Raw genomic sequence first — 21,573 nt, 5'->3', positions numbered from 1 at the left:
AGGACAAGCCCATGCCCACCGAACACATCGTCCGATCCTACGACGAGGACCTGCGCAAGCTGCGCGACATGACCGCGCGCATGGGCGGCCTCGCCGAGCGCCAGGTGGCCGACGCCACGCGCGCCCTGGTGCGCCGTGACACCACGCTGGCCGCGGAGGTGGTCAGCCGCGACGCGCAGATCGACGCGCTGGAGCGCGAGATCGAGGCCTTCTGCGTGCGCCTGCTGGCACTCCGCCAGCCCATGGCCGCCGACCTGCGCGTGGTGATCGCGGCCATGAAGGCGTCGAACGACATCGAGCGCATCGGCGACTACGCGGCCAATGCCGCCAAGCGCGCCATCGTGCTCGCCTCCCTGCCCTCGATCGGCAGCCTCAACGGCTTCGAGCGGATGGCGCAGCTGGTGCAGGAGAACCTCAAGGCCGCGATGGACGCCTTCGTCCACGACGACGCCGAGGCCGCCCAGCGCGTCTGGGAGGCGGACGAGCCGGTGGACGCCATCTACAACGGCATCTTCCGCGAGCTGCTGACCTTCATGATGGAGGACCCGCGCAACATCAGCGCGGCCACCCACATGCTGTTCATCGCGAAGAACATCGAGCGCATCGGCGACCACACGACCAACATCGCCGAGCGCATCTTCTACGCCGTGCGCGGCGACAGCCTGCCCGAGGACCGCCCCAAGGCCGACCAGTCGGCCTTCGCGGTGGTCCGTCCGGGCGGCGAATAACGCACAAGGGAGCCCCCGATGGCCGAGGCCTACGCGTCGCTCGCCAAGCCGACCATCCTGGTGGTCGAGGACGAGGCGCCGCTGCTCACGCTGCTGCGCTACAACCTCGAGAAGCAGGGCTTCCGCGTGGAGGAAGCCGCCGACGGGCAGGAGGCGCTGCTGCGCGTGGCGGAAGCCCGGCCAGACCTCGTGCTGCTCGACTGGATGCTGCCAGCGCTGTCGGGCATCGAGGTCTGCCGCCAGCTGCGCCGCCGCCCCAATACGCGCGACCTGCCGATCATCATGGTGACGGCGCGCACCGAGGACCAGGACGCGGTGCGTGCGCTGGATACCGGTGCCGACGACTACATCGCCAAGCCCTTCGTCATGGAATCGCTGCTGGCGCGAATCCGCGCCCTGCTGCGCCGGTCGGGCGGCGTCACGGCCAAGGGCACGCTGACCTATCGCGACCTGACGATGGACCAGGACGCGCACCGCGTCTCGCGCGCCGGGCGCGCGCTGCATCTCGGCCCCACCGAATACCGGCTGATGGAATTCTTCCTGCAGCATCCCGGGCGCGTCTTCACGCGCGAACAGCTGCTCGATGCCGTCTGGGGCCGCGACATCCATGTCGAGCCGCGCACGGTGGACGTGCACATCCGCCGCCTGCGCAAGGCAATCAACGCCGAGCACGAGCCCGACCTGATCCGCACCGTGCGCTCGGCCGGCTACGCGCTCGACGCCGAGGATCATTAGTTTCAGGCCCTCAAACGGCGGGCAGCCGGCATCCGCCGGTCTTGCCTTCGCGCCCTGCACTGCCGCGCGGGCGGCGACTGACGGGTTGGGCGCGGTCGCGCTTCGCGCGCCCGGATCCTGCTGCGCAGGATCCGTTGTGGGTGCGTCCGCGCCGCAGATCGAGGCGCAGCAGCGTTCGAAACGCGCAGTGCCTGTCGCGTGGTACGCTCAGCGCCGCGCGATCCAGGCGCAGCAGCGTTCGAAGGCGGCGAGGTTGCGCCAGCGGTCGCCCGCCACGTCGCGCCGTTCGAACAGGCCGCCGGCGGCGGCGATGCCGCCATCGATCATCAGGTTGTCGCCCAGGCCGAAATCCTCGAGGCCCATCGCCTCGGCATCCTCGAAGCCGCCATCCGCGCGCGGGCGCACCGCATCGCCCAGGAAGCCGCGCGTGCGCAGCAGGAACTCCCCCCCCGCATTGGAATACCCCGCCACGGGCCGCCCGAGCGCGCGCATGAAGCCGAGCTCGTAGACCGTGCCGACATCGGCGGAAGGACCGCGGAAAGGCGTAAGGTTCGCGATCAGCGCCTGGCAGGATCGGATATGCGCCTCGTTGCCGAGATAGATCCGCATCCAGTAGGGCCGCTCGGCGGGTGGTGCCGCCGGCGGCGGGTCCAGCGGGAAGACCCCCTCGAGCCCATGCGCCGCGCAGATGCGCTTCTTCGCCGCCGCCACCGCGAGGGCATCGGGCAGGAAGACCTCGGGGCCGGCAAGATAGACGCGCATCGCCCCGATCCTGCCTTGCCCGGCCCGCCCGCGCCATGTGAAACGGCCGGATGGACCTGCAAGCCGAATACGACAACCGCGCCCGCGTGCCGGGCTCGGCCGCGATCCTTGAGCACTGGTCACGCGATGCGCAGGCCTTCCGCACAACCTGGGCGCGCAGCCTGCTCGACCTTCCCTATGGCGAGGGCGCGCGCGAGCGCTTCGACCTGTTCCTGCCCGACCACGACGGCCAGGCGCCGCTCGCCGTCTTCATCCATGGCGGCTACTGGCAGGCGCTGGACCGCAAGGCCGTGAGCCACTTCGCGCGCGGCATGCTGCTGCGCGGCGTGGCGGTGGCGGTGCCCTCCTACGACCTGTGCCCCGGCGTGCCCCTGGCGCGGATCATCGAGCAGATGCAGCAGTTCTGCGCCATCCTCTGCGCCAGGACGCAGCAGAGCATCCTCGCGGTGGGTCATTCCGCCGGCGGGCATCTGGCGGCCTGCCTGCTGGGGCAGGATTTCTCCCGTTTCGCCGCGCCGCTCGGGCGCCTCGTGGTGCCCGGCGCGCTGCCGATCTCGGGCGTCTTCGAATTGGAGCCGCTGCTCGGCACCACGATCGGGCAGGCGCTGAACCTCTCGCCCGAGACGGCGCGCGCCCTCTCGCCCCGCTTCCAGCCCCGGGCCGAGGGCGCGCTGCATGTCGTGGTCGGCGCGGTCGAGAGCGATGAGTTCCGCCGCCAGTCCCGCGACTTCGCGCAGGCCTGGGGCGGCACGCTCGAGGAGGTCGCGGGGGCCAACCACTTCACCGTGCTCGAGCCGCTGACCGACCCCGACTCGGCGCTCAGCGCCCGGGCGGCGGAGATGGCGCGGCGTCTTGCGTCCCTGTGACGCTTCGCGCTTAACAGGGGCCGCACTTCACGCAATCGGGGGGCTTCCAATGATCGGGATCGGACGGCGCGGGCTTCTGGGCGCCACCACGGGGCTGCTGGCGGCACCGGCGCTGCTGCACGCGCAGCCGGCCGGCGGCGTGAAGATCGGCCTGGTGGCGGTGCAGACCGGCCCGCAGGCTGCCCTCGGCACCCAGCTGCGCGACGGCTTCCTGCAGGGGCTGCGGCACCTCGACGGCAAGCTCGGCGGCCTGACGGCAGAGGTCGTGACCATCGACGACGAACTCCGCCCCGAGGTGGCCGTGACCAAGGTGCGCGCCGCACTCGAGCGCGACCGGGTCGATTTCGTGGTGGGCGTGGTGTTCTCCAACATCCTTGCCGCCATCCTGCGCCCGGTCACGGAAGCCAACACCTTCCTGATCAGCACCAATGCGGGCCCCTCCACCTTTGCGGGACGTGGGTGCAACCCCTTCTTCTTCACCACGTCGTACAACAACGACCAGGTGCATTCGGTGATCGGCCAGGCCTGCGAGGATGCCGGCTATCGCCGCGTCTTCGTGCTGGTGCCGAACTACCAGGCCGGGCGCGACGCGGTCGCAGGCTTCAAGTCCCGCTTCAAGGGGCAGGTGGTCGACGAGGTCTACGTCCCCCTCACCCAGCTCGATTTCTCGGCGGAACTGGCGAAGATCGCCGCGGCGCGGCCGGATGCGATCTTCACCTTCATGCCGGGCGGGCTCGGCGTGAACCTGGTGCGGCAGTATCGCCAGGCGGGGCTCGCTTCCATCCCGTTCCTGTCGACCTTCACGGTGGACGAGGCGACGCTGCCTGCGCAGGGCGAGGCGGCGCTCGGCTTCTACTCCGCGGCCTCCTGGGCGCCCAACATGGACAACCCGCAGAACCAGCGCTTCGTTCGCGACTTCGAGGCGCAGTTCAACTACATCCCCGCCACCTACGCGGCGCAGTCCTACGACGCCGCCATGCTGCTCGATTCCGCGATCCGCCGCGTCAATGGCAACCTCACGAACAAGGATGCGCTGCGCGAGGCGATCCGCGCGGCCGATTTCCGCTCGGTGCGCGGGCCGTTCAGGTTCGGCGTGAACCACTACCCGGTGCAGGATTTCTGGCTGCTCAAGGTGGCGCGCCGCCCGGACGGCAAGTTCCAGACCGAAACGGACCGGCGCATCCTGCAGAACGACGTCGATCCCTGGGCGGCCGAATGCCGCATGCGCTGATGCGCGTGCGCACGTGACCACGCAACTGCTGCTGGTGCAGGCCCTGAACGGCCTGCAGCTCGGCATCCTGTTGTTCCTCGTGGCGGCCGGCCTCACGCTGGTGTTCGGGGTGATGGACTTCATCAACCTTGCGCACGGCGTGCAGTACATGCTGGGCGCCTATCTCGGCGCAGCGCTGGCCACGGCAACCGGGTCCTTCTGGTGGGGGCTGCTGCTGGCGCTGCCCGCCGCCCTCGCCGCCGGTCTGCTGCTGGAGGTGCTGGTCTTCCGGCACCTCTACGCGCGCGACCACCTGTCGCAGGTGCTCGCCACCTTCGGCGTCATCCTGTTCCTGAACGAGGGCGTGAAGGTCGTCTGGGGCGCCGCCCCGCTGCAGGTCGCGATCCCGCCGCTGCTCGAGGGCGGCATCGAGATCATGCCCGGGCTGCAATACCCGCTCTATCGCGTGGCGGTGCTCGGCGCCGGGCTCGCGACCGGCGGGCTGCTCTGGTGGCTGGTCGAGCGCACGAAGGTCGGCATGCTGGTGCGCGCGGGTGCCACCAATGCGCCGATGGTCTCGGCGCTGGGCGTGGACATCAACCGGCTCTTCACGCTGGTGTTTGCCTTCGGCGCCATGCTCGCGGGCTTCGCCGGCGTGCTGGCCGGGCCGATCTTCTCGGTCGAGCCCGGCATGGGCGACAACGTGCTGATCCTCGCCTTCGTGGTCATCGTGATCGGCGGCATCGGCTCCATCCGCGGCGCCTTCCTCGCGGCCCTTCTGGTCGGGCTGATCGACACGCTCGGCAAGTCGCTGGCCCCCGACCTGCTGCGCCTGGTTCTCGACCCGTCGAGCGCGCGGCAGGCCGGAGCGGCGCTCGCCTCGATGCTGGTCTATGTCGCCATGGCGGCGATCCTCGCCTTCCGCCCCGCCGGCCTGTTTCCCGTCCGCGCCGGCTGATGCGCGAGGCCTGGCTTCCGCTGGCCGTGCTCGGCGCGCTGGCTGCCGCGCCGCTGGTCGGCTTCGGCGGGTCCTACGAGACCACGCTGATGGCGCGCGCCATGATACTCGGCGTGGCGGCGGTCTCGCTGGCTTTCCTGGTGGGCGGGGCGGGGCTCGTCAGCCTGGGGCACGCGGCCTCGCTCGGCATCGGCGCCTATGCGGTCGCGATCCTCGATGCGCATGGCGTGACGCAGGCGGCGTTCGTGCTGCCGGTCGCGATCGGCGCCGCGGCAGCCTTTGCGCTGCTGACGGGCGCGGTCGCCATCCGCACCTCCGGCGTGCACTTCATCATGATCACGCTGGCCTTCGGGCAGATGGCGTTCTTCACGGCCTCCTCGCTCGCGGCCTATGGCGGCGACGACGGCTACACGCTCTACAGCCGCACCGAAATCGCGGGCACGCGGCTGCTCGAGAACCGCCTCGCCTTCCACTACATCTGCCTCGGCGCGCTCGCCCTCACCTGGGCCACCTGCGCCATGCTGCTGGCCTCGCGCTTCGGGCGCGTGCTGCGCGCCGCGCGGGAAAATGCGCAGCGCGTCGAGGCCGTGGGCCTCGCCCCCTACCCCTTCCGACTGGTGGGCTACACGCTGGCGGGTGCGATGGGCGGGCTCGCCGGCTTCCTGCTCGCCAACGCGACCGAATTCGTCTCCCCCGCCACGCTGTCCTGGCAGCGCTCGGGCGAGTTGCTGTTCATGGTCATCCTGGGCGGCGCGGCTCGGCTGTGGGGGGCCATCCTCGGCGCGCTGGTCTTCGTGCTGCTCGAGACCTGGCTCGCCCAGCAGATGCAGCACTGGAAGCTGGTCTTCGGGCCGCTGCTGGTCCTCGCCGTGATCTTCCTGCGCGGCGGCCTCGCCGGCCTGGTGGCGCGCCGTGGCTGAGCCCCTGCTGCGCCTCGAAGCCTTGCGCAAGCACTATGGCGGCCTCGCCGTCACCGACGGCGTCTCGCTCGGTGTCCTGCCCGGCGAGATCCACGCCGTCATCGGGCCAAACGGCGCGGGCAAGACCACGCTGATCCACGAGATCACCGGCATCGTCACCCCGGACGAGGGCCGCATCCTGTTCGCCGGCGCCGACATCACGCGCCTGTCCCTGCCGCGGCGCGTGCGCGCGGGGCTCGCGCGGTCCTTCCAGATCACCAGCATCGTCCCCGGCTTCTCCGTGCTGGAGAACGTCGCACTCGCCGCGCAGGCGCGCAGCGGGTCCTCCTTCCGCTTCGCCTGGCCGGCATCGCGCGAGCGCGCGCTGAACGCCGCGGCGATGGCCGCACTGGCCGAGGTGGGCCTCGCCGACCGCGCCGCCGCGCCCGCCGGCGCGCTCAGCCATGGCGAGAAGCGTGCGCTGGAACTCGCCATCGCACTGGCGACGAAGCCCCGCTTGCTGCTGCTGGACGAACCGCTGGCCGGCGCCGGCCCGGAGGAGACCGAGCGCCTCATCGCGCTGCTCTCCCGCCTCAGATCCGCCTACACCATCCTGCTGGTCGAGCACGACATGCAGGCGGTCTTCGCACTCGCCGACCGCATCTCGGTGCTGGTCTATGGGCGCGTCATCGCGACCGGTGACGTGCCGTCCATCCGCGCCAATGCCGAGGTCCGCGCCGCCTATCTCGGCGAGGACGACGCCTGATGCTCGCGGTCGAGAACCTCGTCGCCGGCTATGGCGGCGCGCGCGTTCTGCACGGCATCGGCTTCGCCGTCGGCGCGGGCGAGGTGGTGACGCTGCTCGGCCGCAACGGCATGGGCAAGACCACCACCGTGCGCGCGATCATGGGCCTGCTGAAGCCCGCCGCCGGGCGCATCGCCTTCGACGGGACCGATGTCACGGGCCTGCCGCCGCACCGCATCGCGCAGCGCGGCATCGGCCTGGTGCCGGAAGGCCGCCAGGTGTTTCCCACGCTGAGCGTCGAGGAGAACCTGCTGGCCACCGCCGCCAACCGTGGCGGCGGCGCGCCGCGCTGGACGCTGCCGGGCGTGCTCGCGCTGTTCCCGCGCCTCGCCGAGCGGCGCCGCAACCTCGGCGCGCGGCTGTCGGGCGGGGAGCAGCAGATGGTCGCCATCGCCCGCGCGCTGATGACCAACCCGCGCCTGCTGATCCTGGATGAAGCCACCGAAGGCCTCGCGCCCCTCATCCGCGCCGAGATCTGGTCGGTGCTCGCGACCCTGCGTGCCGAGGGCCAGGCGATCCTGCTGATCGACAAGAATCTCGCTGCCCTGCAGCGCCTCGCCGACCGCCACGTGGTGATCGAGAAGGGCCAGGTCGTCTGGACCGGCAGCAGCGGGGACCTCGCCGCCACGCCCGAGGTGCGCGACACTTGGCTTCACGTCTGACCCGAACCGGGGCAAGACTTCGCCCGCGACACGCAGGAGGATCACGCCATGACCACCATGACCCCGGGCATCACCCCCGCTGGCGAGGGCGAGGGCGGCGTCGTCTGGAACATCCTCGGCCAGACCTACAAGCCGGTCGCGCACAGCGACTCCTGCTTCGCCTTCGACACCCTGTTCCCCGACGGCACCTTCGTGCCCCCGCACATCCACGCCACGCAGGACGAATTCATCCGCGTCCTCGAAGGCCGCTTCGACCTGGTGCTGGACGGCCAGCCCGCGCAGGCCAAGGCCGGCGACCTGATCCGCATGCCGGCCGGCATCATGCACGGCATCTTCAACAAGTCCGGCGCGCCGGTGCGCGCGCTGTTCTGGGTGAGCCCGGCCAAGGGGCTCTACACGCTGTTCACGCGCATCCATAATGTCGCCGACCCGGCCGAGGTGGTGCGAATCGCCAGCGAATACGAGGTCGAGTTCCTCCCGCCGCCGGGCTGACCGCGGCGCGCCCCGGCGCGCTTGCCTTGGTGACAGTTCTGCGACAGTTTCGTGACAACCCGCCCGCGCCGGCGCGCCCCATTGCCGCCGGACGCGGGATCACGAAACCAGGGAGAACGCGTCATGCGCCGCCGGTTGCTGCCCCTCGCCGCCCTTCTAGGCGGAATCGCCTTCACGCCGTTGCAGGCTGCAGCACAGGGCACGCTCAACCTGTATTGCTCCGTTCAGATCGAATGGTGCCAGGCGATCGCGACCAACTTCCAGCGCGACACCGGCATCCGCGTGAACATGACGCAGCGCGGCTCGGGCGAGACACTCGCCGCGATCCGCGCCGAGGGCCAGAACCCGCGCGCCGATGTCTGGTTCGGCGGCACCGGCGACCCGCACCTCGCCGCCGGCGAGGAGAACCTCACCCAGGCCTATGAGAGCCCCAACAACGCGAACCTCCAGCCCTGGGCGCTGACGCAGTGGAACCAGTCGAACCGCCGCGCCATCGGCGTCTATGCGGGCGCGGTCGGTTTCGGCTTCAACACCGAACTTCTCGCGCGCAAGGGCATCGCCCCGCCGGCCTGCTGGGCCGATCTGCTCGACCCGCGCTTCCGCGGCGAGATCCAGGTGGCCAACCCGAATTCCTCCGGCACCGCCTACGTCATCATCGCGACCCTCGTGCAGATCATGGGCGAGGACCAGGCCTTCGACTTCATGCGCCGCATGCACCCCAACGTGAATTCCTACGCGCGCTCCGGCACCGGCCCGATCAAGGCGGTGGCGCGCGGGGAGACCGGCGTATCGCTCTCCTTCGTTCATGACGCGGTGACCGAGCGCAACGCGGGCTTCCCCGTCTCCTACGCCACCCCCTGCGAAGGCACCGGCTTCGAGATCGGCTCGATGTCGATCATCCGCGGCGCGCGCAACCTGACGCAGGCGCGGCGCTTCTACGACTGGGCGCTGACGGAACCGGCGCAGCGCCTGGGCTTCGAGGCGGGCGGCCAGCTCCAGACGCCATCGAACCGCAATGCACCGCTGCCGCCCAATGCGCCCGACCTCTCGCGCATCCGCCTCATCGACTACGACTTCGCGAAGTACGGCCGCGCCGCCGAACGCCGCCGCCTGATCGAACGCTGGGACCGCGAGGTCGGCGCGCTGCCGCGTTGATGCCCCGGGGCCGGCGCAAGCCGGCCCGCCACTCCGGATCGGATCGCCCCCCATGAGCCTTCGTTCGCTTGCCGCCGCCGCGGCGCTGCTGCTCTCGGCCGCGACGCCTGCCGCGGCGCAGGGCAGCCTCAACATGCTCTGCGCGCCTGCGGCCGACTGGTGCGAGGCGATCGCCGCCGCCTTCCAGCGCGAGACCGGAATCCGCGTGGCCATGGCGCGCAAATCCTCCGGCGAGATCCTCGCGCAGATCCGCGCCGAGGCGCAGAACCCGCGCACCGACATCTGGTTCGGCGGCTCGGCCGAGACGCACATCACCGCCGCCGAGGGCAACCTGCTGCAGGCCTATACCTCGCCCAACATGGCGGGGCTGCACGACTGGGCGCGGCGGGTCCACGCCATGGCTGGCGAGCGCTGCGTGGGGATTTCCTCGGGCGCGATCGGCATCGCCTACAATCGCGAGCTGATGGCGCGGCGCAACCTGCCGATCCCCCGGTCCTGGGCGGACCTGCTGAACCCCGCCTATCGCGGCGAGATCCAGCTGCCCAACCCGAATTCCTCCGGCACCGCCTACACCATCATCGCCGGCCTCATTCAGCTCTGGGACGAGGACCGCGCCTTCGACTACCTGCGCCGGCTGCATCCGAACGTGAACGCCTACACGCGATCCGGCGCCGCGCCCATGCAGGCGGTCTCGCGCGGGGAGACCGCGGTGGCGGCGTCCTTCAACATGGAGACGACCTCCATGCAGCAGGCCGGCTTCCCGATCGAGATGATCTATCCGGAGGAAGGCACCTCCTACGAAGTGGCCTGCCTGTCGATCATTCGCGGCGCGCGCAACCTGCCGCAGGCGCGGCGCTTCGTGGACTGGTACCTGACGCCGGCGGCCATGGATATCGGCCCCACCGTGAACCAGTGGCACGTGCCCGCGGCGCGCGGGGCGAAGCCCGATCCGCGCATCCCGGACCTCTCGTCCATCCGCCTGGTGGAATATGACTTCGCTGCCTTCGGCCAGGCGGAGACGCGCAGGCGCATCCTTGCGCGATGGGACCGCGAGATCGGGTCGCTGCCGCGATGAGGGGCATCATCGCCGGCGCCATCGGGCTGTTCACCGCCTTACCCGCCGCCGCGCAGGGCCAGCTCAACCTGTATTGCTCGGCCACCATCGAATGGTGCCAGCCGATCGCGCGCGGCTTCGAGCGCGCGACCGGCGTGCGCGTGGTGCTCTCGCAGAAATCCACCGGCGAGATGCTGGCGCAGCTGCGCGCCGAGGCGCGCAACCCGCGCGGCGACGTCTGGTGGGGCGGCACCGGGGACCCGCATGTGGCGGCCGGCGAGGAAGGCCTGACCGTCGCGCAGGAGAGCCCGCGCATCGCGGAACTCCACCCCTGGGCGCAGGCCCAGTGGCGCCAGACGCAGGGGCGCACCGTCGGTGTCTACGCCTCAGTGCTCGGCTTCGGCTTCAACACGGAACTGATCGCGCGGCGCGGCCTGCCGGAACCGCGCTGCTGGGCGGACCTGCTGAACCCCGCCTATCGCGGCGAGATCCAGATGGCGAACCCGAATTCCTCGGGCACCGCGTATATCGTCATCGCGACACTCGTGCAGATGATGGGCGAGGAGCAGGCCTTCGACTACCTCAAGCGCCTGCACGGCTCCATCAACGCCTATCCGCGATCGGGCACCGCGCCCATCACGGCGGTGGCGCGGGGCGAGACGGCGCTGTCCATCTCCTTCGTGCACAACGCCGCCGAGGAACGCGCGGCCGGCTTCCCGGTCGGCCATGCCGTGCCCTGCGAGGGCACGGGCTACGAGATCGGCTCGATGTCGATCATCCGCGGCGCGCGCAACATGGAGAACGCCAGGCGCTTCTACGATTGGGCGCTGAGTGCGGAGGCGCAGCTCGCCGCCAGCCAGGAGGCGCGCAAGCTGCAGACCATGGCGAACATGCGCGTGCCGCTGACCGACGGCGCGCCCAACATGGCAACCGCGCGCATCATCGACTACGACAATGCCCGCTTCGGCGCGAGTGCCGAGCGCCGCCGCCTCCTCACCCGCTGGGACCAGGAGGTCGGCGCGCTGCCGCGCTGAGAACGCCATGCGCTTCGTCGGATCCTCCATGTTCATCTGGCTGGCCGGCGCGCTCGGCGCGCTGGTGCTGCCCTGGCACATGCAGCAGGACGGTGTGACGCTGCGCGGGCTGTTCGCGCTGGGCGCGGAGGATGCCGAGGCCGCCTCAGCGCTCACCCAGGCGATGGCCTTCGGCCGCTTCTGGTTCTGGCCCGTCCTCGCCGCCCTGGCGCTTTCCTTGCCCGGTGCGCTGCCGCTCGGCACGCGGGCGCGCCGCGCGGGGTTCCTGGTCGCGGGCGGCGGGTTCGGCGTGCTGGCCGTGGTGCTCCAGGGTCTCGCCATCGGCATCCAGGGCTGGAACTGGGAATGGGCCACCGCCGCCTTCGGCGAGCTGGACGACCGGCAGTTCGGCATGGGCCTCGGCGGCGTGGTCACCGCCGTGGCCTTCCTGCTGCTGCTGACCGATGGCCTGGCGCTGCGCGGCTGGTTCAAGGGGGATCGCTTCGTCTCAGGGTCGGTCGGCGTGCTGGCGGCCTCCATCATCGTCTTCACCGCCTGGCCGGTCGGCAATGTGCTGACGCAGATGGTGACACCGCGCGGCGACCTGAGCGGGGCCGAGGCGCTCGGCGCGCGGCTGTTCGATGCCAAGATCTGGGGCCTGTCCTGCACCACCGCCAACGTCAATTGCGGCGTGTTCTGGAACACGCTGATGCTGGCGGTCTCCTCCGCCACCGCGGCGACCATGCTCGGCCTCGCCTTCGCGCTCATCGTCACGCGCACCGGGTTCCGCGCGAAGAAGGCGCTGCGGCTGCTGACCGTGCTGCCGATCATCACCCCCCCTTTCGTGATCGGCCTCGGCCTCATCCTGATCTTCGGGCGATCTGGCGTGGTGAACCAGGCGGCGGACGCGATGTTCGGCGTGCAGCTCGGGCGCTGGATCTACGGCTTCGGCGGCGTGTGGCTGGCGCAGGTCTTCTCCTTCACGCCGACCGCCTTCCTGGTGCTGATCGGCGTGGTCGAGGGCATCTCGCCCGCCATGGAGGAAGCCTCGCAGATGCTGCGTGCCACGCGCATGCGCACCTTCCGCGCGGTCAGCCTGCCGCTGATGCTGCCGGGCCTCGCCAATGCCTGGCTGATCGTCTTCGTGGAATCGCTGGCCGATTTCGGCAACCCGATCGTACTCGGCGGGTCCTTCGGCGTGCTCTCCACCGAGATCTTCTTCGCGGTCGTCGGCGCGCAGCAGGATTTCGGCCGCGCGGCGGTGCTGGCGGCGGTGATGCTGGTGGTCGCGCTGCTGGCCTTCATCGGGCAGCGCGCCATCGTCGGCAAGCGGTCCTACGTGTCCATGACGGGCAAGGGCGATGTCGGCCTGCCCTCCCCGCTGCCCAACGGCGTGCGGCGGGCGGCCTTCCTGATCGCGCTGCCCTGGGCGACGCTCACCATCATCGTCTACACCATGGCGCTGGCCGGCGGCTTCGTGCGCGTCTGGGGGCGCGACTGGACGCCCACGCTCAGCCATTTCCAGCGCGCCTTCGCGCTCGAATGGACGCCTGCGGGCGGCATCCTGTTCGCCGGCGGCGCGTGGCATTCGCTGTTCACAACGCTGCAACTCGCCGCCATCGCCGCGCCCATCACCGCCAGCATCGGCCTGCTCGCGGCCTGGGTGCTGACGCGGCAACGCTTCGCCGGGCGCACCGCGCTGGAATTCGCGCTGATGCTGACCTTCGCGGTGCCGGGCACGGTCATCGGCGTGGCCTATATCCTGACCTACAACCTGCCGCCGCTCGAGATCACGGGCACCGCCGTCATTCTCGTGGCCTGCTTCGTGTTCCGCAACCTGCCGGTCGGCGTGCGGTCCGGTGTCGCGGCCATGAGCCAGCTCGACAAGTCGTTGGACGAGGCCGCCATCACGCTGCGCGCCTCCACCTTCCGCACGCTGCGCACGGTGGTGCTGCCGCTGCTCAAGCCCGCCATCGTCACCGCGCTGGTCTATTCCTTCGTGCGCGCCATGACGACGGTCTCGGCGGTGATCTTCCTGGTGTCGGCGGAATACGAGATGGCGACGGTCTTCATCATCAACCGCGTGATCAACGGCGACTACGGCCTGGCGATCGCGTATTGCGCCGTGCTGATCGTGCTGATGATGGCGACGATCGGGCTGATCAACCTGGCGGTCGGGCGGCGCAACCTCGGGCGCCGCACCGCCGCGGCCCCCGCCCCGGTCGGAGGCCGCGCATGAGCACCACCAAGGCCGCCGAGGTCCGCCTCGAAGGCGTCGGCAAGCGCTACGGCAACGTCACCGCCGTGAAGCCGCTGAACCTGGTGATCGAGGGCGGCACGCTGGTCACGCTGCTCGGCCCCTCGGGCTGCGGCAAGACCATGCTGCTGCGCATGGTGGCGGGGCTGGAGCAGGCAACGGATGGGCGCATCCTGATCGGCGGGCGCGACGTGACGCTGCTCTCGGCTGGCGAGCGCAACGTCTCCATGGTCTTCCAGTCCTACGCGCTGTTCCCGCACATGAGCGTGCTGGACAACGTCGCCTATGGGCTGATTTCGTCCGGCATCCGCAAGCGCGAAGCCCATGCGAAGGCCGAGGCCACGCTCGAGACCGTCGGCCTCAAGGGCTTCGGCGCGCGGCTGCCGTCGGAGATGTCGGGCGGCCAGCAGCAGCGCGTCGCGGTGGCACGCGCCCTGGTGCTGGAACCGGAGGTGCTGCTGTTCGACGAACCGCTGTCGAACCTCGATGCCCGGCTGCGGCGGTCGATGCGCGAGGAGATCCGCGCCCTGCAGCAGCGCCTGGGTGTGACGGTCATCTACGTCACGCACGACCAGGCCGAGGCCCTGGCCGTCTCAGACCGCATCATCGTCATGCGCAATGCCGAGATCGCGCAGGCCGGCACGCCGTCCGAGCTCTACGCGGCGCCCGATTCCGTCTTCGTCGCCACCTTCATGGGCGAGGCGAACCACGTGCGCGGCACCGTCATGGCGCTGGACGGCGACATGGCCGATGTCGCCCTCGGCCCGCTGCGGATCCGCCTGCCGCATCGTGGCCTTCCGGCCGGCGCGGCCGATATCGTGATCCGCCCAGAGGCCGTGCGCATCGCCGATGCCGGGCTGCCCGCGACGGTCGCGCGCGCCACCTACATGGGCTCGCAGATGGAATACCATTTCGCGACCGAGGTCGGCGAGATCTTCGCCACCTCCCCGGACCGCACGCATCGCCGCGCACCGGGCGAGGAAATTGCCCTCACCTTCGACCCCGAAGGCATCATGCTGGTGCGCCCTTAGCGTTTCCGCCGCGCCGCGAAGGCCCCCAGCATCCGCGCCGGCTCCTCCGTCCGCCAGGACTCCGCGAAGGCGCCAATCCCGGCCGCGATCGCCGCGCCCACCGGCAGGTCCTCCCAGCGCCGGATCAGCGCCTTCTGCGCGCGGATCGCGGCAGGCCCGGCCTCGAGCAGCAGCGCGACCCATTCCTCGACAGCGGCATCCAGGGCGGCAGGCAGCGCCACACGTTCCACCAGGCCCCAGTCCAGCGCCTCCGCCGCGTCGATCGTCTCGGCCAGCAGCAGCAGGCGGCGCGTGCGGCCCCAGCCGATCAGCCCCGGGAGCAGCGCCGCCTCGACCACCGAGGGGATGCCCACGCGCACCTCCGGCATGCCGAACTTCGCGGTCTCGCTCGCGATGCGCAGGTCGCAGGCCGCCGCCACCTCCAGCCCCGCGCCGAGGCACCAGCCATTCACCCGCGCGATCACCGGCACCGGGCAGTCGCGCACCGCGCGGCAACAGCCATGCACCAGGCGGATGAAGGCCTCCGCACCCGCCTCGTCCGCGATGCCCGCCATGACACCGATATCCGCGCCCCCGATGAAGGCGCGCGGCCCCGCCCCGGTCAGCACGACGGCGCGTAGCCCGTCATCGGCCGACAGCGCCGCGAAGGCCGCCGCGAAGTCTCGCATCAGTGCCGGGTTCAGCGTGTTCAGCTTGGCGTCGTGGTCCACCGCCACGCGCGCGACGCGCCCCTGGTGGCTGCGCTGCACGTCGATCCGTCCGGCCATCGGTGTTCCTCCCGCGCGGCATCCTGCGCCCTACGGTGGGGCCGCGGAAGGGCGCGCCCTCAGCGCGCCACCGCGAAGCCCGCCATCGCCGCATAGCCGCCGGCGATCGCCGCCAGCTCCTCCCGCGCGATCACGTCCTCCAGCCGCGCGAAGCCCTCGGGGGCGCGCGCGCTGACCACGTCCACCACGCGCTCCGGCCCGCCGCGGCGGTTGCTGCGCACGATCTCGGCGGTCTTCGGCAGCCGCTCCGCCTCATAGGCCGCGAGCGCCGCCGGCGCATCGCGCTCCGCCAGCAGCGAAGCGAGGCAGCGCGCATCGAGCACCGCCTGCGAGGCCCCATTCGACCCCACCGGGTACATCGGATGCGCCGCATCCCCCATCAGCGTCACGCGCCCCTGCGTCCACCAGGGCAGCGGGTCGCGATCGCACATCGGGTATTCCCAGAATTCCGCCGTGCCGCGCACCAGCGCCTCCACATCGAGGAACGGGATGCGGAAGCGCGCGACATGCGCCATCACCTCCTCGAGCCGCCCGGGCCGCGACCAGTCCTCGCGCCGCGGCGGCGGCTTCGTCGCATCGCCGATCTGCGCGCAGACCACCCAGTTGGTCAGTCGCATCCCCGGCCGCGACCCGGGCGCGATGGGATACAGCACCAGCTTCTCGGCCATGTCGCCGGCGACGATCATGGTGTCGCCGCCCTCGAATTCCGGCCAGTCCACCGCGCCGCGCCACATCTGGATGCCGTTCCAGCGAATGCCGCCATCATCGGGATGCAGCGCCGCGCGCAGCACGGAATGGATGCCGTCCGCACCGACCAGCGCCGCGCCGCGCGCGCTGCGCCCATCGGCGAAGCGCGCCGTGACGCCCTCCGCATCCTGCGCGAAGCCCGCGAGCCGGGCGCCCGTCACCAGCGCCTCCGGCCCCAGGCGTTCGCGCGCCGCCTGCCACAGCACCGCGTGCAGACGCCCGCGATGGATGGAGAATTGCGGCACGTCATGCCCGGCCCATGTGCCGCGGGGCTCGACCCAGATCTCCTGCCCGAAGCGGTTCAGGTAGCGCAATTCCCGCGTGCGCACCGCCACGGCATCGAGCGCCGGCAGCAGCCCGAGCGCCGCCAGCTCCCGAATCGCATGCGGCAGCGTGTTGATGCCGACACCGAGCGGCCGCACCGCGTCGGCCGCCTCGAACACCGTGCAGGGAATGCCGCGTTCGTGCAGCGAGAGGGCGAGCGCGAGCCCGCCCACCCCGCCGCCGGCGACCAGGATGCTCACGCTTCCTCGTCCAGCGGCGGCGTGCTCTCCTCCGGCCAGGCGGCGCGCCGCCTGGCGCATTGCCGCAGCGCGCAGGCCGCAAGCACGCCCGCCGCGACGCCCGCGGCCGCGGAGGCCACCGCCACGCCCAGCATGCCCGCCCCGATCACGCGAAGGATCATTGCATCACCCCTTTCCCGTCACGGTAGTATCGTCGCCCGGCCACACACGCAGCCGGGTCGTCCTGTGCCGGAACACTAGCCTGCCGCCGCGGCGCCGTCGCGGCCATGCCGAACAACGAGGGAGAGACCATCCATGTCCATCCAACGCCGCGCCCTGCTCGGCGCCGGGCTCGCCGCCGCGGCCCTGCCCTTCGCCCGGCTCGAGGCCGCCGCCCCCATGATCGGCCGCGGCGCGCCCGCCTGGTACCGCTTCCGCTTCGGGGAGTACGAGGTGACGGTCGTCTCCGACGGCGCCCTGCCGCTCGGCAAGGCGGAGGATTCCTTCGTCGGCGCCGCGCCGGGCGAGGTCAACGCCATGATGCGCAGCGCGCTGCTCGACCCCGCCAATGCGCTGCTCGAACAGAACGCCGTCATCCTCAACACCGGCCGCCACCTGATCCTATTCGACACCGGCATGGGCGACAGCATGGGCGCGGCCAGCCAGATGTTCGGGCCCACCACCGGGCGCCTGCTGCGCAACATGCGAGCGGCCGGGATCGAGCCCGCACAGATCGACCTGGTCGTGCTCTCCCACGCGCATTGCGACCATTGCTGGGCGCTGGTCGATGCGCAGGGCAACCGGAACTTCCCCAATGCCCAGGTTGCGATCAGCGAGGCCGACCTGGCCTATTGGACCAACGACGCCAATATCCGCGGCCCCGCCTTCATGGAGCCCTTCATCCGCGGCGCGCAGAAGAACCTCGCCGCCTATCGCGACCGCATGGTGATGGTGCGCGACGGGGCCGAGGTGGTGCCGGGCGTCACCGCGATTTCCGCGCCGGGGCATACGGTGGGACACACCATCTACGCCATCGCCTCGGGGCCGCGGGTGCTGGTCTATACCGGCGACCTCGCGCATCACCACATCCTGCTGCTGCGCCGCCCGCTGCTGGAATTCGCCTTCGATACAGACCCGAAGCAGTCGGCGCAGACGCGGTCGCGGCTGCTCGAACGCTTCGCGACCGACCAGCCGCAGCTGCTCTCCTACCACTTCCCCTGGCCGGGGCTGGGCAATGTGGTGAAGGAAGGCCAGGGCTATGGCTGGGTGCCGGCACCGATGGACGTCACAAGCCTTGGTTGATGCCCTCAGGCGGTGGGCGGCGGCCATCCGGCCGCCTCGCCTTCGCGCCATGCGCTGGCGCGCCGGAGGCGACTGAAGGTCTGGGCGCGGTCGCGCCTTGCGCTCCCGGATCGCGGTTTCACCGCGATCCGATGGGCTGACGCCGCCCGCTCAGCCCTTCCGCGCGGTGCGGTCCGGCAGCGGCCGCAGCGCGCGGATGCGCTCGGCCAGGTCGGGACGCCCCGCTTCCAGGGCCAGGAAGGCAGCTTCGTCGCGGGCGATCTCGTAGCCCAGCCGGTATCCCTCGCCCGTGGCCTTCTGCAGGCTGCGGGCGATCCCGGCGGCGATGCCCCGCGGGGCGTCCTTCATGCATCCCTCCATCCTGCGAAAAGGGCGGTCGCGGGCCGCTTTTTCCTCATCGCGGACTTGCCGCACCCGCCCCCCGGGTGCAAGGTCCGCCCGCGCCGGCCGCCCCCCTGGGGCAGGCCCGCTACACGCACGCGCTCCAGAGGACAGGCATGGCCAAAATCAAGGTGAAGACCCCCGTCGTCGAGATGGATGGGGATGAGATGACCCGCATCATCTGGGGGTTCATCAAGGACAAGCTGATCCTGCCCTACCTCGACATCGACCTGAAGTACTACGACCTGGGCATACAGAAGCGCGACGAGACGGACGACCAGATCACCGTCGATTCCGCCAATGCCACCAAGCAGTACGGCGTGGCCGTGAAGTGCGCGACCATCACCCCTGACGAGGCGCGGGTGAAGGAATTCGGCCTCAAGAAGATGTGGCGCAGCCCGAACGGCACCATCCGCAACATCCTGGATGGCACGATCTTCCGCGAGCCCATCATCTGCAAGAACGTCCCGCGCCTGGTGCCGCACTGGTCGAAGCCGATCGTCGTCGGCCGCCACGCCTATGGCGACATCTACCGCGCCGCCGAGACCAAGATCCCGGGCCCGGGCAAGGCGACGCTGACCTGGACGCCAGCGGATGGCGGCGCGCCGATCGAACTCGAAGTGACCAACTTCCCCGCCGGCGGCGGCGTGCTGATGGGCATGCACAACACCCGCAAGTCGATCGAGGGCTTCGCCCGTGCCTCGCTGAACTACGGCCTGGCGCGCGGCTACAGCGTGTACTTCAGCCACAAGAACACGATCCTCAAGGCCTATGACGGCGAGTTCAAGGACATCTTCAAGAAGGTGTTCGACGCCGAGTTTGCCGACCGCTTCAAGGCCGCCGGCCTGACCTACGAGGACCGCCTGATCGACGACATGGTGGCCTGCGCGCTGAAGTGGGAAGGCGGCTATGTCTGGGCCTGCAAGAACTACGATGGCGACGTGCAGTCCGACATCGTGGCGCAGGGCTTCGGCTCGCTCGGCCTGATGACCTCCGTGCTGCTCTCCCCGGACGGCAACACGGTGGAATCGGAAGCCGCGCACGGCACCGTCACGCGCCACTTCCGCGAGCACCAGAAGGGCCGCGAGACCTCCACCAACCCGATCGCCTCCATCTTCGCCTGGACGCGTGGGCTTGCGTATCGCGGCCGCTTCGACGGCACGCCCGACGTCACCGCCTTCGCCGAGACGCTCGAGAAGGTCTGCATCGACACGGTCGAGAGCGGCTACATGACCAAGGACCTCGCGATCCTGATCGGCAAAGACCAGCCCTGGCTCAACACCCAGGCCTTCCTGGCCAAGATCGACGAGAACCTGAAGAAGGCGATGGCCTGACATGGCCCCGCCGATGCGTGCCGTCATCCTCGGATGCGGCACGCTCGGCACCGCCCTGGCGCTGGCGGTCACCGCCGCCCGCGCCGACTGCTTCGACTGGCAGCACCCGCAGGCGGCGATCGAACAGGGCACGCTGCAGGGCCTGCCAACCGGGCCGCTGCGCTGGCGCATCGGCCGCGCCCCGGCCGGGGGCGTGCACCTGTCCACCGCGGTCGACCTGCGCTGGACACCGGCCGGAGGCCCGACGCGCACGCAGCGGATCTTCGAGGGGATGCAGGACGGGCGCGTGCAGATCGACCGCCAGGGGGCGATGCTGCGCCTGCGAATCACCGCCTGCGGCACCGGGGATCAGCAGTGCCGCGACATCCCGCTGACCTATGCCTGGGATCGCGCGGCGCAGCGCTTCGTTGGTGCCTCGCCCGCCGCGCGACAGGCGATGGAGGGCGCCTGCGCCGTCGATGCGGGATCGTCCCGGTGAGCCTGCCCCTCACGCCGCTCGACTGGATCGCGCTCGGCGTCTTCGTCGCCTGCTGGGTGGTCTATGCCCTGGTGGTGGACCGCGTCCCCGCCATCCGCGCGCGCAGCGTCATCGCCGCGATGGACGAGCACCGCCGCCGCTGGATGATCGCCGCCCTGCTGCGCGACAACCGCATCGCCGACATCGCCGCCATCGGCAACCTGATGTCCTCGGTCTCCTTCCTCGCGACCAGTTCCATCCTGATCCTGGGCGGGCTGGTGGCGATGCTGGCCGCGCCCGATCTCGGCCGGCGCGTCGTCGCCGCCTTCCCCTGGAGCGAGGTGCCGAACGACGCCATGTGGGAGGTGAAGATCGCGCTGCTGCTGCTGATCTTCGTCAATGCCTTCTTCGAGCTCACCTGGTCGCTGCGCCAGTTCAACTACGTGTCGATCCTGGTGATGGGCATGCCCCAGGACCCGGCCGCGACGGGCGCCGCCGAGGCCGCGGCACGCCTGGCCAATCGCGGCGCGCGCCACTTCAACACCGGGCTGCGGTCCTACTATTTCGGCCTCGCCGCGCTGGCCTGGATCATCCATCCCGTCGCGCTGATCGCCGCCAGCCTGCTGGTGCTGCGCGAGGTGCACCGCCGCGAGTTCCGCTCCGCCGCGCGCGACGCGCTGGCGACCGGTGCGGTGCGGTAGCGCGCCGGATGATAGTGGGCCAGGGGCTTGACCCCTGGCCAGCGGACCTCGCACGCGAAGGCGTCATGCCGGCATGCGTGGTTGGTGGGGCGGCCGCGCGCGACACCAAAGGCTGATACCCGGCTGACGAAGGTCGATCCTTTGTCAGCCGACGATCAGGGCGGCCCGAGCCGCACGCCCGGCATCCGCCCGGCCTCCAGCCCGCAGGCGGCGCGCACCACCGCGGCCGGCGCCGGTTCCGTGATGGCCGAGCCTGTGCACCGGTTCGGCCCGTATTCATCGAGCCGGCGGTTCACCGCGAAGGCCTCGCGCAGCGCGCCGTCAGGTCCGAAGCGGTGGAACACCATCGACACCGTGCAGCACCCCTCGCGCCCCAGCGCGACCAGGCGGCCCGCCTGGTCGCGCGAGAAGCCGAGGCCGCCGATCTCGCCCGCGCGGCGGAAGCGTCCCTCCCCCGGCTGCATCAGCCACAGGTCCCAGGCGGTATTCGCATTGCCGCCGATCACCGGAATCCAGAGATCCGCTGCGCGGTCGCCATTCGCATCGGCCAGCCACGGCCGCGTGTCCGGCAGGTCGGTGTCGAGCGTGATCAGCTGCGTCTCGAGCCCGCCTTCCAGCACGCGGATGATCCACTGCTCGTCGGTCGATCGGGCTTCCAGCACCAGCGGCGGCGCGCCGGGACGCGCGGCGCGCAGCGTGGCGCGGGCGGCGTCCACCACCGGCGCGGCCAGCGCGAGCAGCGCGGCGGCGATCA

The 21,573-nt window shown here is 70.9% G+C and carries 24 protein-coding genes; 18 read left to right on the top strand and 6 right to left on the bottom strand.

What is annotated here, in order from left to right:
• The first annotated feature begins 11 nt into the window (after nucleotides 1-11).
• The gene (gene phoU / locus HW578_RS06805) at nucleotides 12-728 is read left to right on the top strand and encodes a phosphate signaling complex protein PhoU (protein ID WP_198369792.1); all 717 of its coding nucleotides are present in this window, start codon (nucleotides 12-14) and stop codon (nucleotides 726-728) included.
• 18 nt (nucleotides 729-746) lie between these two features.
• Nucleotides 747-1,463, top strand: coding sequence for a phosphate regulon transcriptional regulator PhoB (gene phoB, locus HW578_RS06800; protein ID WP_198369791.1), 717 nt, complete (start codon nucleotides 747-749; stop codon nucleotides 1,461-1,463).
• Between the two features lie 207 nt (nucleotides 1,464-1,670).
• On the opposite strand, the gene HW578_RS06795 is transcribed toward phoB, so the two are convergent.
• On the bottom strand, nucleotides 1,671-2,225 hold the full coding sequence (locus tag HW578_RS06795; protein ID WP_198369790.1) for a nucleoside 2-deoxyribosyltransferase: 555 nt from the start codon (nucleotides 2,223-2,225) through the stop codon (nucleotides 1,671-1,673).
• 50 nt (nucleotides 2,226-2,275) lie between these two features.
• On the opposite strand from HW578_RS06795, the gene HW578_RS06790 reads away from it, so the two are divergent.
• The 12 genes from HW578_RS06790 (at nucleotide 2,276) to HW578_RS06735 (ending at nucleotide 14,627) form a co-directional block, all read left to right on the top strand.
• On the top strand, nucleotides 2,276-3,091 hold the full coding sequence (locus HW578_RS06790; protein ID WP_198369789.1) for an alpha/beta hydrolase: 816 nt from the start codon (nucleotides 2,276-2,278) through the stop codon (nucleotides 3,089-3,091).
• 49 nt (nucleotides 3,092-3,140) lie between these two features.
• A complete protein-coding gene (locus tag HW578_RS06785; protein WP_198369788.1) occupies nucleotides 3,141-4,322 on the top strand; it encodes an ABC transporter substrate-binding protein in 1,182 nt (393 codons plus the stop codon).
• Between the two features lie 13 nt (nucleotides 4,323-4,335).
• Nucleotides 4,336-5,259 carry a branched-chain amino acid ABC transporter permease gene (locus tag HW578_RS06780; protein ID WP_198369787.1) on the top strand — a complete coding sequence of 308 codons (924 nt, stop codon included), beginning with the start codon at nucleotides 4,336-4,338 and terminating at the stop codon, nucleotides 5,257-5,259.
• Nucleotides 5,259-6,179 (top strand): branched-chain amino acid ABC transporter permease, encoded by a 921-nt coding sequence (locus HW578_RS06775; protein ID WP_198369786.1) that lies wholly within the window; start codon nucleotides 5,259-5,261, stop codon nucleotides 6,177-6,179. The genes HW578_RS06780 and HW578_RS06775 overlap by 1 nt, the downstream gene beginning before the upstream one ends.
• The gene (locus tag HW578_RS06770) at nucleotides 6,172-6,924 is read left to right on the top strand and encodes an ABC transporter ATP-binding protein (RefSeq protein WP_198369785.1); all 753 of its coding nucleotides are present in this window, start codon (nucleotides 6,172-6,174) and stop codon (nucleotides 6,922-6,924) included. The genes HW578_RS06775 and HW578_RS06770 overlap by 8 nt, the downstream gene beginning before the upstream one ends.
• Entirely contained in the window at nucleotides 6,924-7,625 is a 702-nt protein-coding gene (locus tag HW578_RS06765; protein ID WP_198369784.1) for an ABC transporter ATP-binding protein, read from the top strand. Before HW578_RS06770 ends, HW578_RS06765 begins: the two co-directional genes overlap by 1 nt.
• A gap of 48 nt (nucleotides 7,626-7,673) precedes the next feature.
• Entirely contained in the window at nucleotides 7,674-8,117 is a 444-nt protein-coding gene (locus tag HW578_RS06760; RefSeq protein WP_198369783.1) for a cupin domain-containing protein, read from the top strand.
• Nucleotides 8,118-8,240: 123 nt separating this feature from the next.
• Nucleotides 8,241-9,272 carry an ABC transporter substrate-binding protein gene (locus HW578_RS06755; RefSeq protein WP_198369782.1) on the top strand — a complete coding sequence of 344 codons (1,032 nt, stop codon included), beginning with the start codon at nucleotides 8,241-8,243 and terminating at the stop codon, nucleotides 9,270-9,272.
• 52 nt (nucleotides 9,273-9,324) lie between these two features.
• Nucleotides 9,325-10,347: an ABC transporter substrate-binding protein gene (locus HW578_RS06750; protein WP_198369781.1), complete on the top strand. Its 1,023-nt coding sequence runs from the start codon at nucleotides 9,325-9,327 to the stop codon at nucleotides 10,345-10,347.
• On the top strand, nucleotides 10,344-11,360 hold the full coding sequence (locus tag HW578_RS06745; RefSeq protein WP_198369780.1) for an ABC transporter substrate-binding protein: 1,017 nt from the start codon (nucleotides 10,344-10,346) through the stop codon (nucleotides 11,358-11,360). Before HW578_RS06750 ends, HW578_RS06745 begins: the two co-directional genes overlap by 4 nt.
• A gap of 7 nt (nucleotides 11,361-11,367) precedes the next feature.
• Complete coding sequence (locus HW578_RS06740; protein ID WP_232478732.1) at nucleotides 11,368-13,578, top strand: ABC transporter permease; 2,211 nt, start codon at nucleotides 11,368-11,370, stop codon at nucleotides 13,576-13,578.
• The gene (locus HW578_RS06735) at nucleotides 13,575-14,627 is read left to right on the top strand and encodes an ABC transporter ATP-binding protein (RefSeq protein ID WP_198369779.1); all 1,053 of its coding nucleotides are present in this window, start codon (nucleotides 13,575-13,577) and stop codon (nucleotides 14,625-14,627) included. The genes HW578_RS06740 and HW578_RS06735 overlap by 4 nt, the downstream gene beginning before the upstream one ends.
• On the opposite strand, the gene HW578_RS06730 is transcribed toward HW578_RS06735, so the two are convergent.
• Genes HW578_RS06730 through HW578_RS06720 form a run of 3 tightly spaced genes read right to left on the bottom strand, consistent with a single transcriptional unit; the run spans nucleotide 14,624 to nucleotide 16,826 of the window.
• Nucleotides 14,624-15,394: an enoyl-CoA hydratase gene (locus HW578_RS06730; RefSeq protein ID WP_198369778.1), complete on the bottom strand. Its 771-nt coding sequence runs from the start codon at nucleotides 15,392-15,394 to the stop codon at nucleotides 14,624-14,626. The genes HW578_RS06735 and HW578_RS06730 overlap by 4 nt on opposite strands.
• A 59-nt stretch (nucleotides 15,395-15,453) precedes the next feature.
• Entirely contained in the window at nucleotides 15,454-16,665 is a 1,212-nt protein-coding gene (locus tag HW578_RS06725; protein WP_198369777.1) for a flavin-dependent oxidoreductase, read from the bottom strand.
• Nucleotides 16,662-16,826, bottom strand: a complete 165-nt coding sequence (locus HW578_RS06720; protein WP_198369776.1) for a hypothetical protein — start codon at nucleotides 16,824-16,826, stop codon at nucleotides 16,662-16,664. The genes HW578_RS06725 and HW578_RS06720 overlap by 4 nt, the downstream gene beginning before the upstream one ends.
• Nucleotides 16,827-16,959: 133 nt before the next feature.
• Here HW578_RS06720 and HW578_RS06715 point away from each other — a divergent pair, with 133 nt between their 5' ends.
• Nucleotides 16,960-17,946: an MBL fold metallo-hydrolase gene (locus HW578_RS06715; RefSeq protein WP_198369775.1), complete on the top strand. Its 987-nt coding sequence runs from the start codon at nucleotides 16,960-16,962 to the stop codon at nucleotides 17,944-17,946.
• Between the two features lie 150 nt (nucleotides 17,947-18,096).
• Here HW578_RS06715 and HW578_RS06710 read toward each other — a convergent pair whose 3' ends face one another.
• On the bottom strand, nucleotides 18,097-18,294 hold the full coding sequence (locus HW578_RS06710; RefSeq protein WP_198369774.1) for a hypothetical protein: 198 nt from the start codon (nucleotides 18,292-18,294) through the stop codon (nucleotides 18,097-18,099).
• A gap of 149 nt (nucleotides 18,295-18,443) precedes the next feature.
• Between HW578_RS06710 and HW578_RS06705 the strand changes: the two genes are divergently transcribed.
• From HW578_RS06705 to HW578_RS06695, 3 genes are read left to right on the top strand one after another with little or no spacing between them, the layout of a single operon-like run.
• The gene (locus HW578_RS06705) at nucleotides 18,444-19,661 is read left to right on the top strand and encodes an NADP-dependent isocitrate dehydrogenase (RefSeq protein WP_198369773.1); all 1,218 of its coding nucleotides are present in this window, start codon (nucleotides 18,444-18,446) and stop codon (nucleotides 19,659-19,661) included.
• A 1-nt stretch (nucleotide 19,662) separates the two neighbouring features.
• Entirely contained in the window at nucleotides 19,663-20,139 is a 477-nt protein-coding gene (locus HW578_RS06700) for a hypothetical protein (protein WP_198369772.1), read from the top strand.
• The gene (locus tag HW578_RS06695; RefSeq protein WP_198369771.1) at nucleotides 20,136-20,819 is read left to right on the top strand and encodes a DUF599 domain-containing protein; all 684 of its coding nucleotides are present in this window, start codon (nucleotides 20,136-20,138) and stop codon (nucleotides 20,817-20,819) included. Before HW578_RS06700 ends, HW578_RS06695 begins: the two co-directional genes overlap by 4 nt.
• Before the next feature lie 155 nt (nucleotides 20,820-20,974).
• Here HW578_RS06695 and HW578_RS06690 read toward each other — a convergent pair.
• On the bottom strand, nucleotides 20,975-21,573 hold a 599-nt coding region (locus HW578_RS06690; RefSeq protein ID WP_198369770.1), incomplete at its 5' end, for a hypothetical protein.

This window comes from Roseomonas rosulenta (genome assembly GCF_016106005.1).
GTDB lineage: Bacteria > Pseudomonadota > Alphaproteobacteria > Acetobacterales > Acetobacteraceae > Neoroseomonas > Neoroseomonas rosulenta.
Note: the sequence above shows the minus strand (reverse complement) of the source record. Positions and strands in the feature narration are given on the sequence as shown.

Coding starts and splice junctions, on each gene's coding strand:
- phoB (WP_198369791.1), top strand. CDS start 747: ATGGCCGAGGCCTACGCGTCGCTCGCCAAGCCGACCATCCTGGTGGTC.
- HW578_RS06750 (WP_198369781.1), top strand. CDS start 9,325: ATGAGCCTTCGTTCGCTTGCCGCCGCCGCGGCGCTGCTGCTCTCGGCC.
- HW578_RS06775 (WP_198369786.1), top strand. CDS start 5,259: ATGCGCGAGGCCTGGCTTCCGCTGGCCGTGCTCGGCGCGCTGGCTGCC.
- HW578_RS06735 (WP_198369779.1), top strand. CDS start 13,575: ATGAGCACCACCAAGGCCGCCGAGGTCCGCCTCGAAGGCGTCGGCAAG.
- HW578_RS06785 (WP_198369788.1), top strand. CDS start 3,141: ATGATCGGGATCGGACGGCGCGGGCTTCTGGGCGCCACCACGGGGCTG.
- HW578_RS06755 (WP_198369782.1), top strand. CDS start 8,241: ATGCGCCGCCGGTTGCTGCCCCTCGCCGCCCTTCTAGGCGGAATCGCC.
- HW578_RS06710 (WP_198369774.1), bottom strand. CDS start 18,294: ATGAAGGACGCCCCGCGGGGCATCGCCGCCGGGATCGCCCGCAGCCTG.
- HW578_RS06705 (WP_198369773.1), top strand. CDS start 18,444: ATGGCCAAAATCAAGGTGAAGACCCCCGTCGTCGAGATGGATGGGGAT.
- HW578_RS06715 (WP_198369775.1), top strand. CDS start 16,960: ATGTCCATCCAACGCCGCGCCCTGCTCGGCGCCGGGCTCGCCGCCGCG.
- HW578_RS06760 (WP_198369783.1), top strand. CDS start 7,674: ATGACCACCATGACCCCGGGCATCACCCCCGCTGGCGAGGGCGAGGGC.
- HW578_RS06730 (WP_198369778.1), bottom strand. CDS start 15,394: ATGGCCGGACGGATCGACGTGCAGCGCAGCCACCAGGGGCGCGTCGCG.
- HW578_RS06765 (WP_198369784.1), top strand. CDS start 6,924: ATGCTCGCGGTCGAGAACCTCGTCGCCGGCTATGGCGGCGCGCGCGTT.
- HW578_RS06795 (WP_198369790.1), bottom strand. CDS start 2,225: ATGCGCGTCTATCTTGCCGGCCCCGAGGTCTTCCTGCCCGATGCCCTC.
- HW578_RS06720 (WP_198369776.1), bottom strand. CDS start 16,826: ATGATCCTTCGCGTGATCGGGGCGGGCATGCTGGGCGTGGCGGTGGCC.
- HW578_RS06700 (WP_198369772.1), top strand. CDS start 19,663: ATGGCCCCGCCGATGCGTGCCGTCATCCTCGGATGCGGCACGCTCGGC.
- HW578_RS06740 (WP_232478732.1), top strand. CDS start 11,368: ATGCGCTTCGTCGGATCCTCCATGTTCATCTGGCTGGCCGGCGCGCTC.
- HW578_RS06790 (WP_198369789.1), top strand. CDS start 2,276: ATGGACCTGCAAGCCGAATACGACAACCGCGCCCGCGTGCCGGGCTCG.
- HW578_RS06745 (WP_198369780.1), top strand. CDS start 10,344: ATGAGGGGCATCATCGCCGGCGCCATCGGGCTGTTCACCGCCTTACCC.
- phoU (WP_198369792.1), top strand. CDS start 12: ATGCCCACCGAACACATCGTCCGATCCTACGACGAGGACCTGCGCAAG.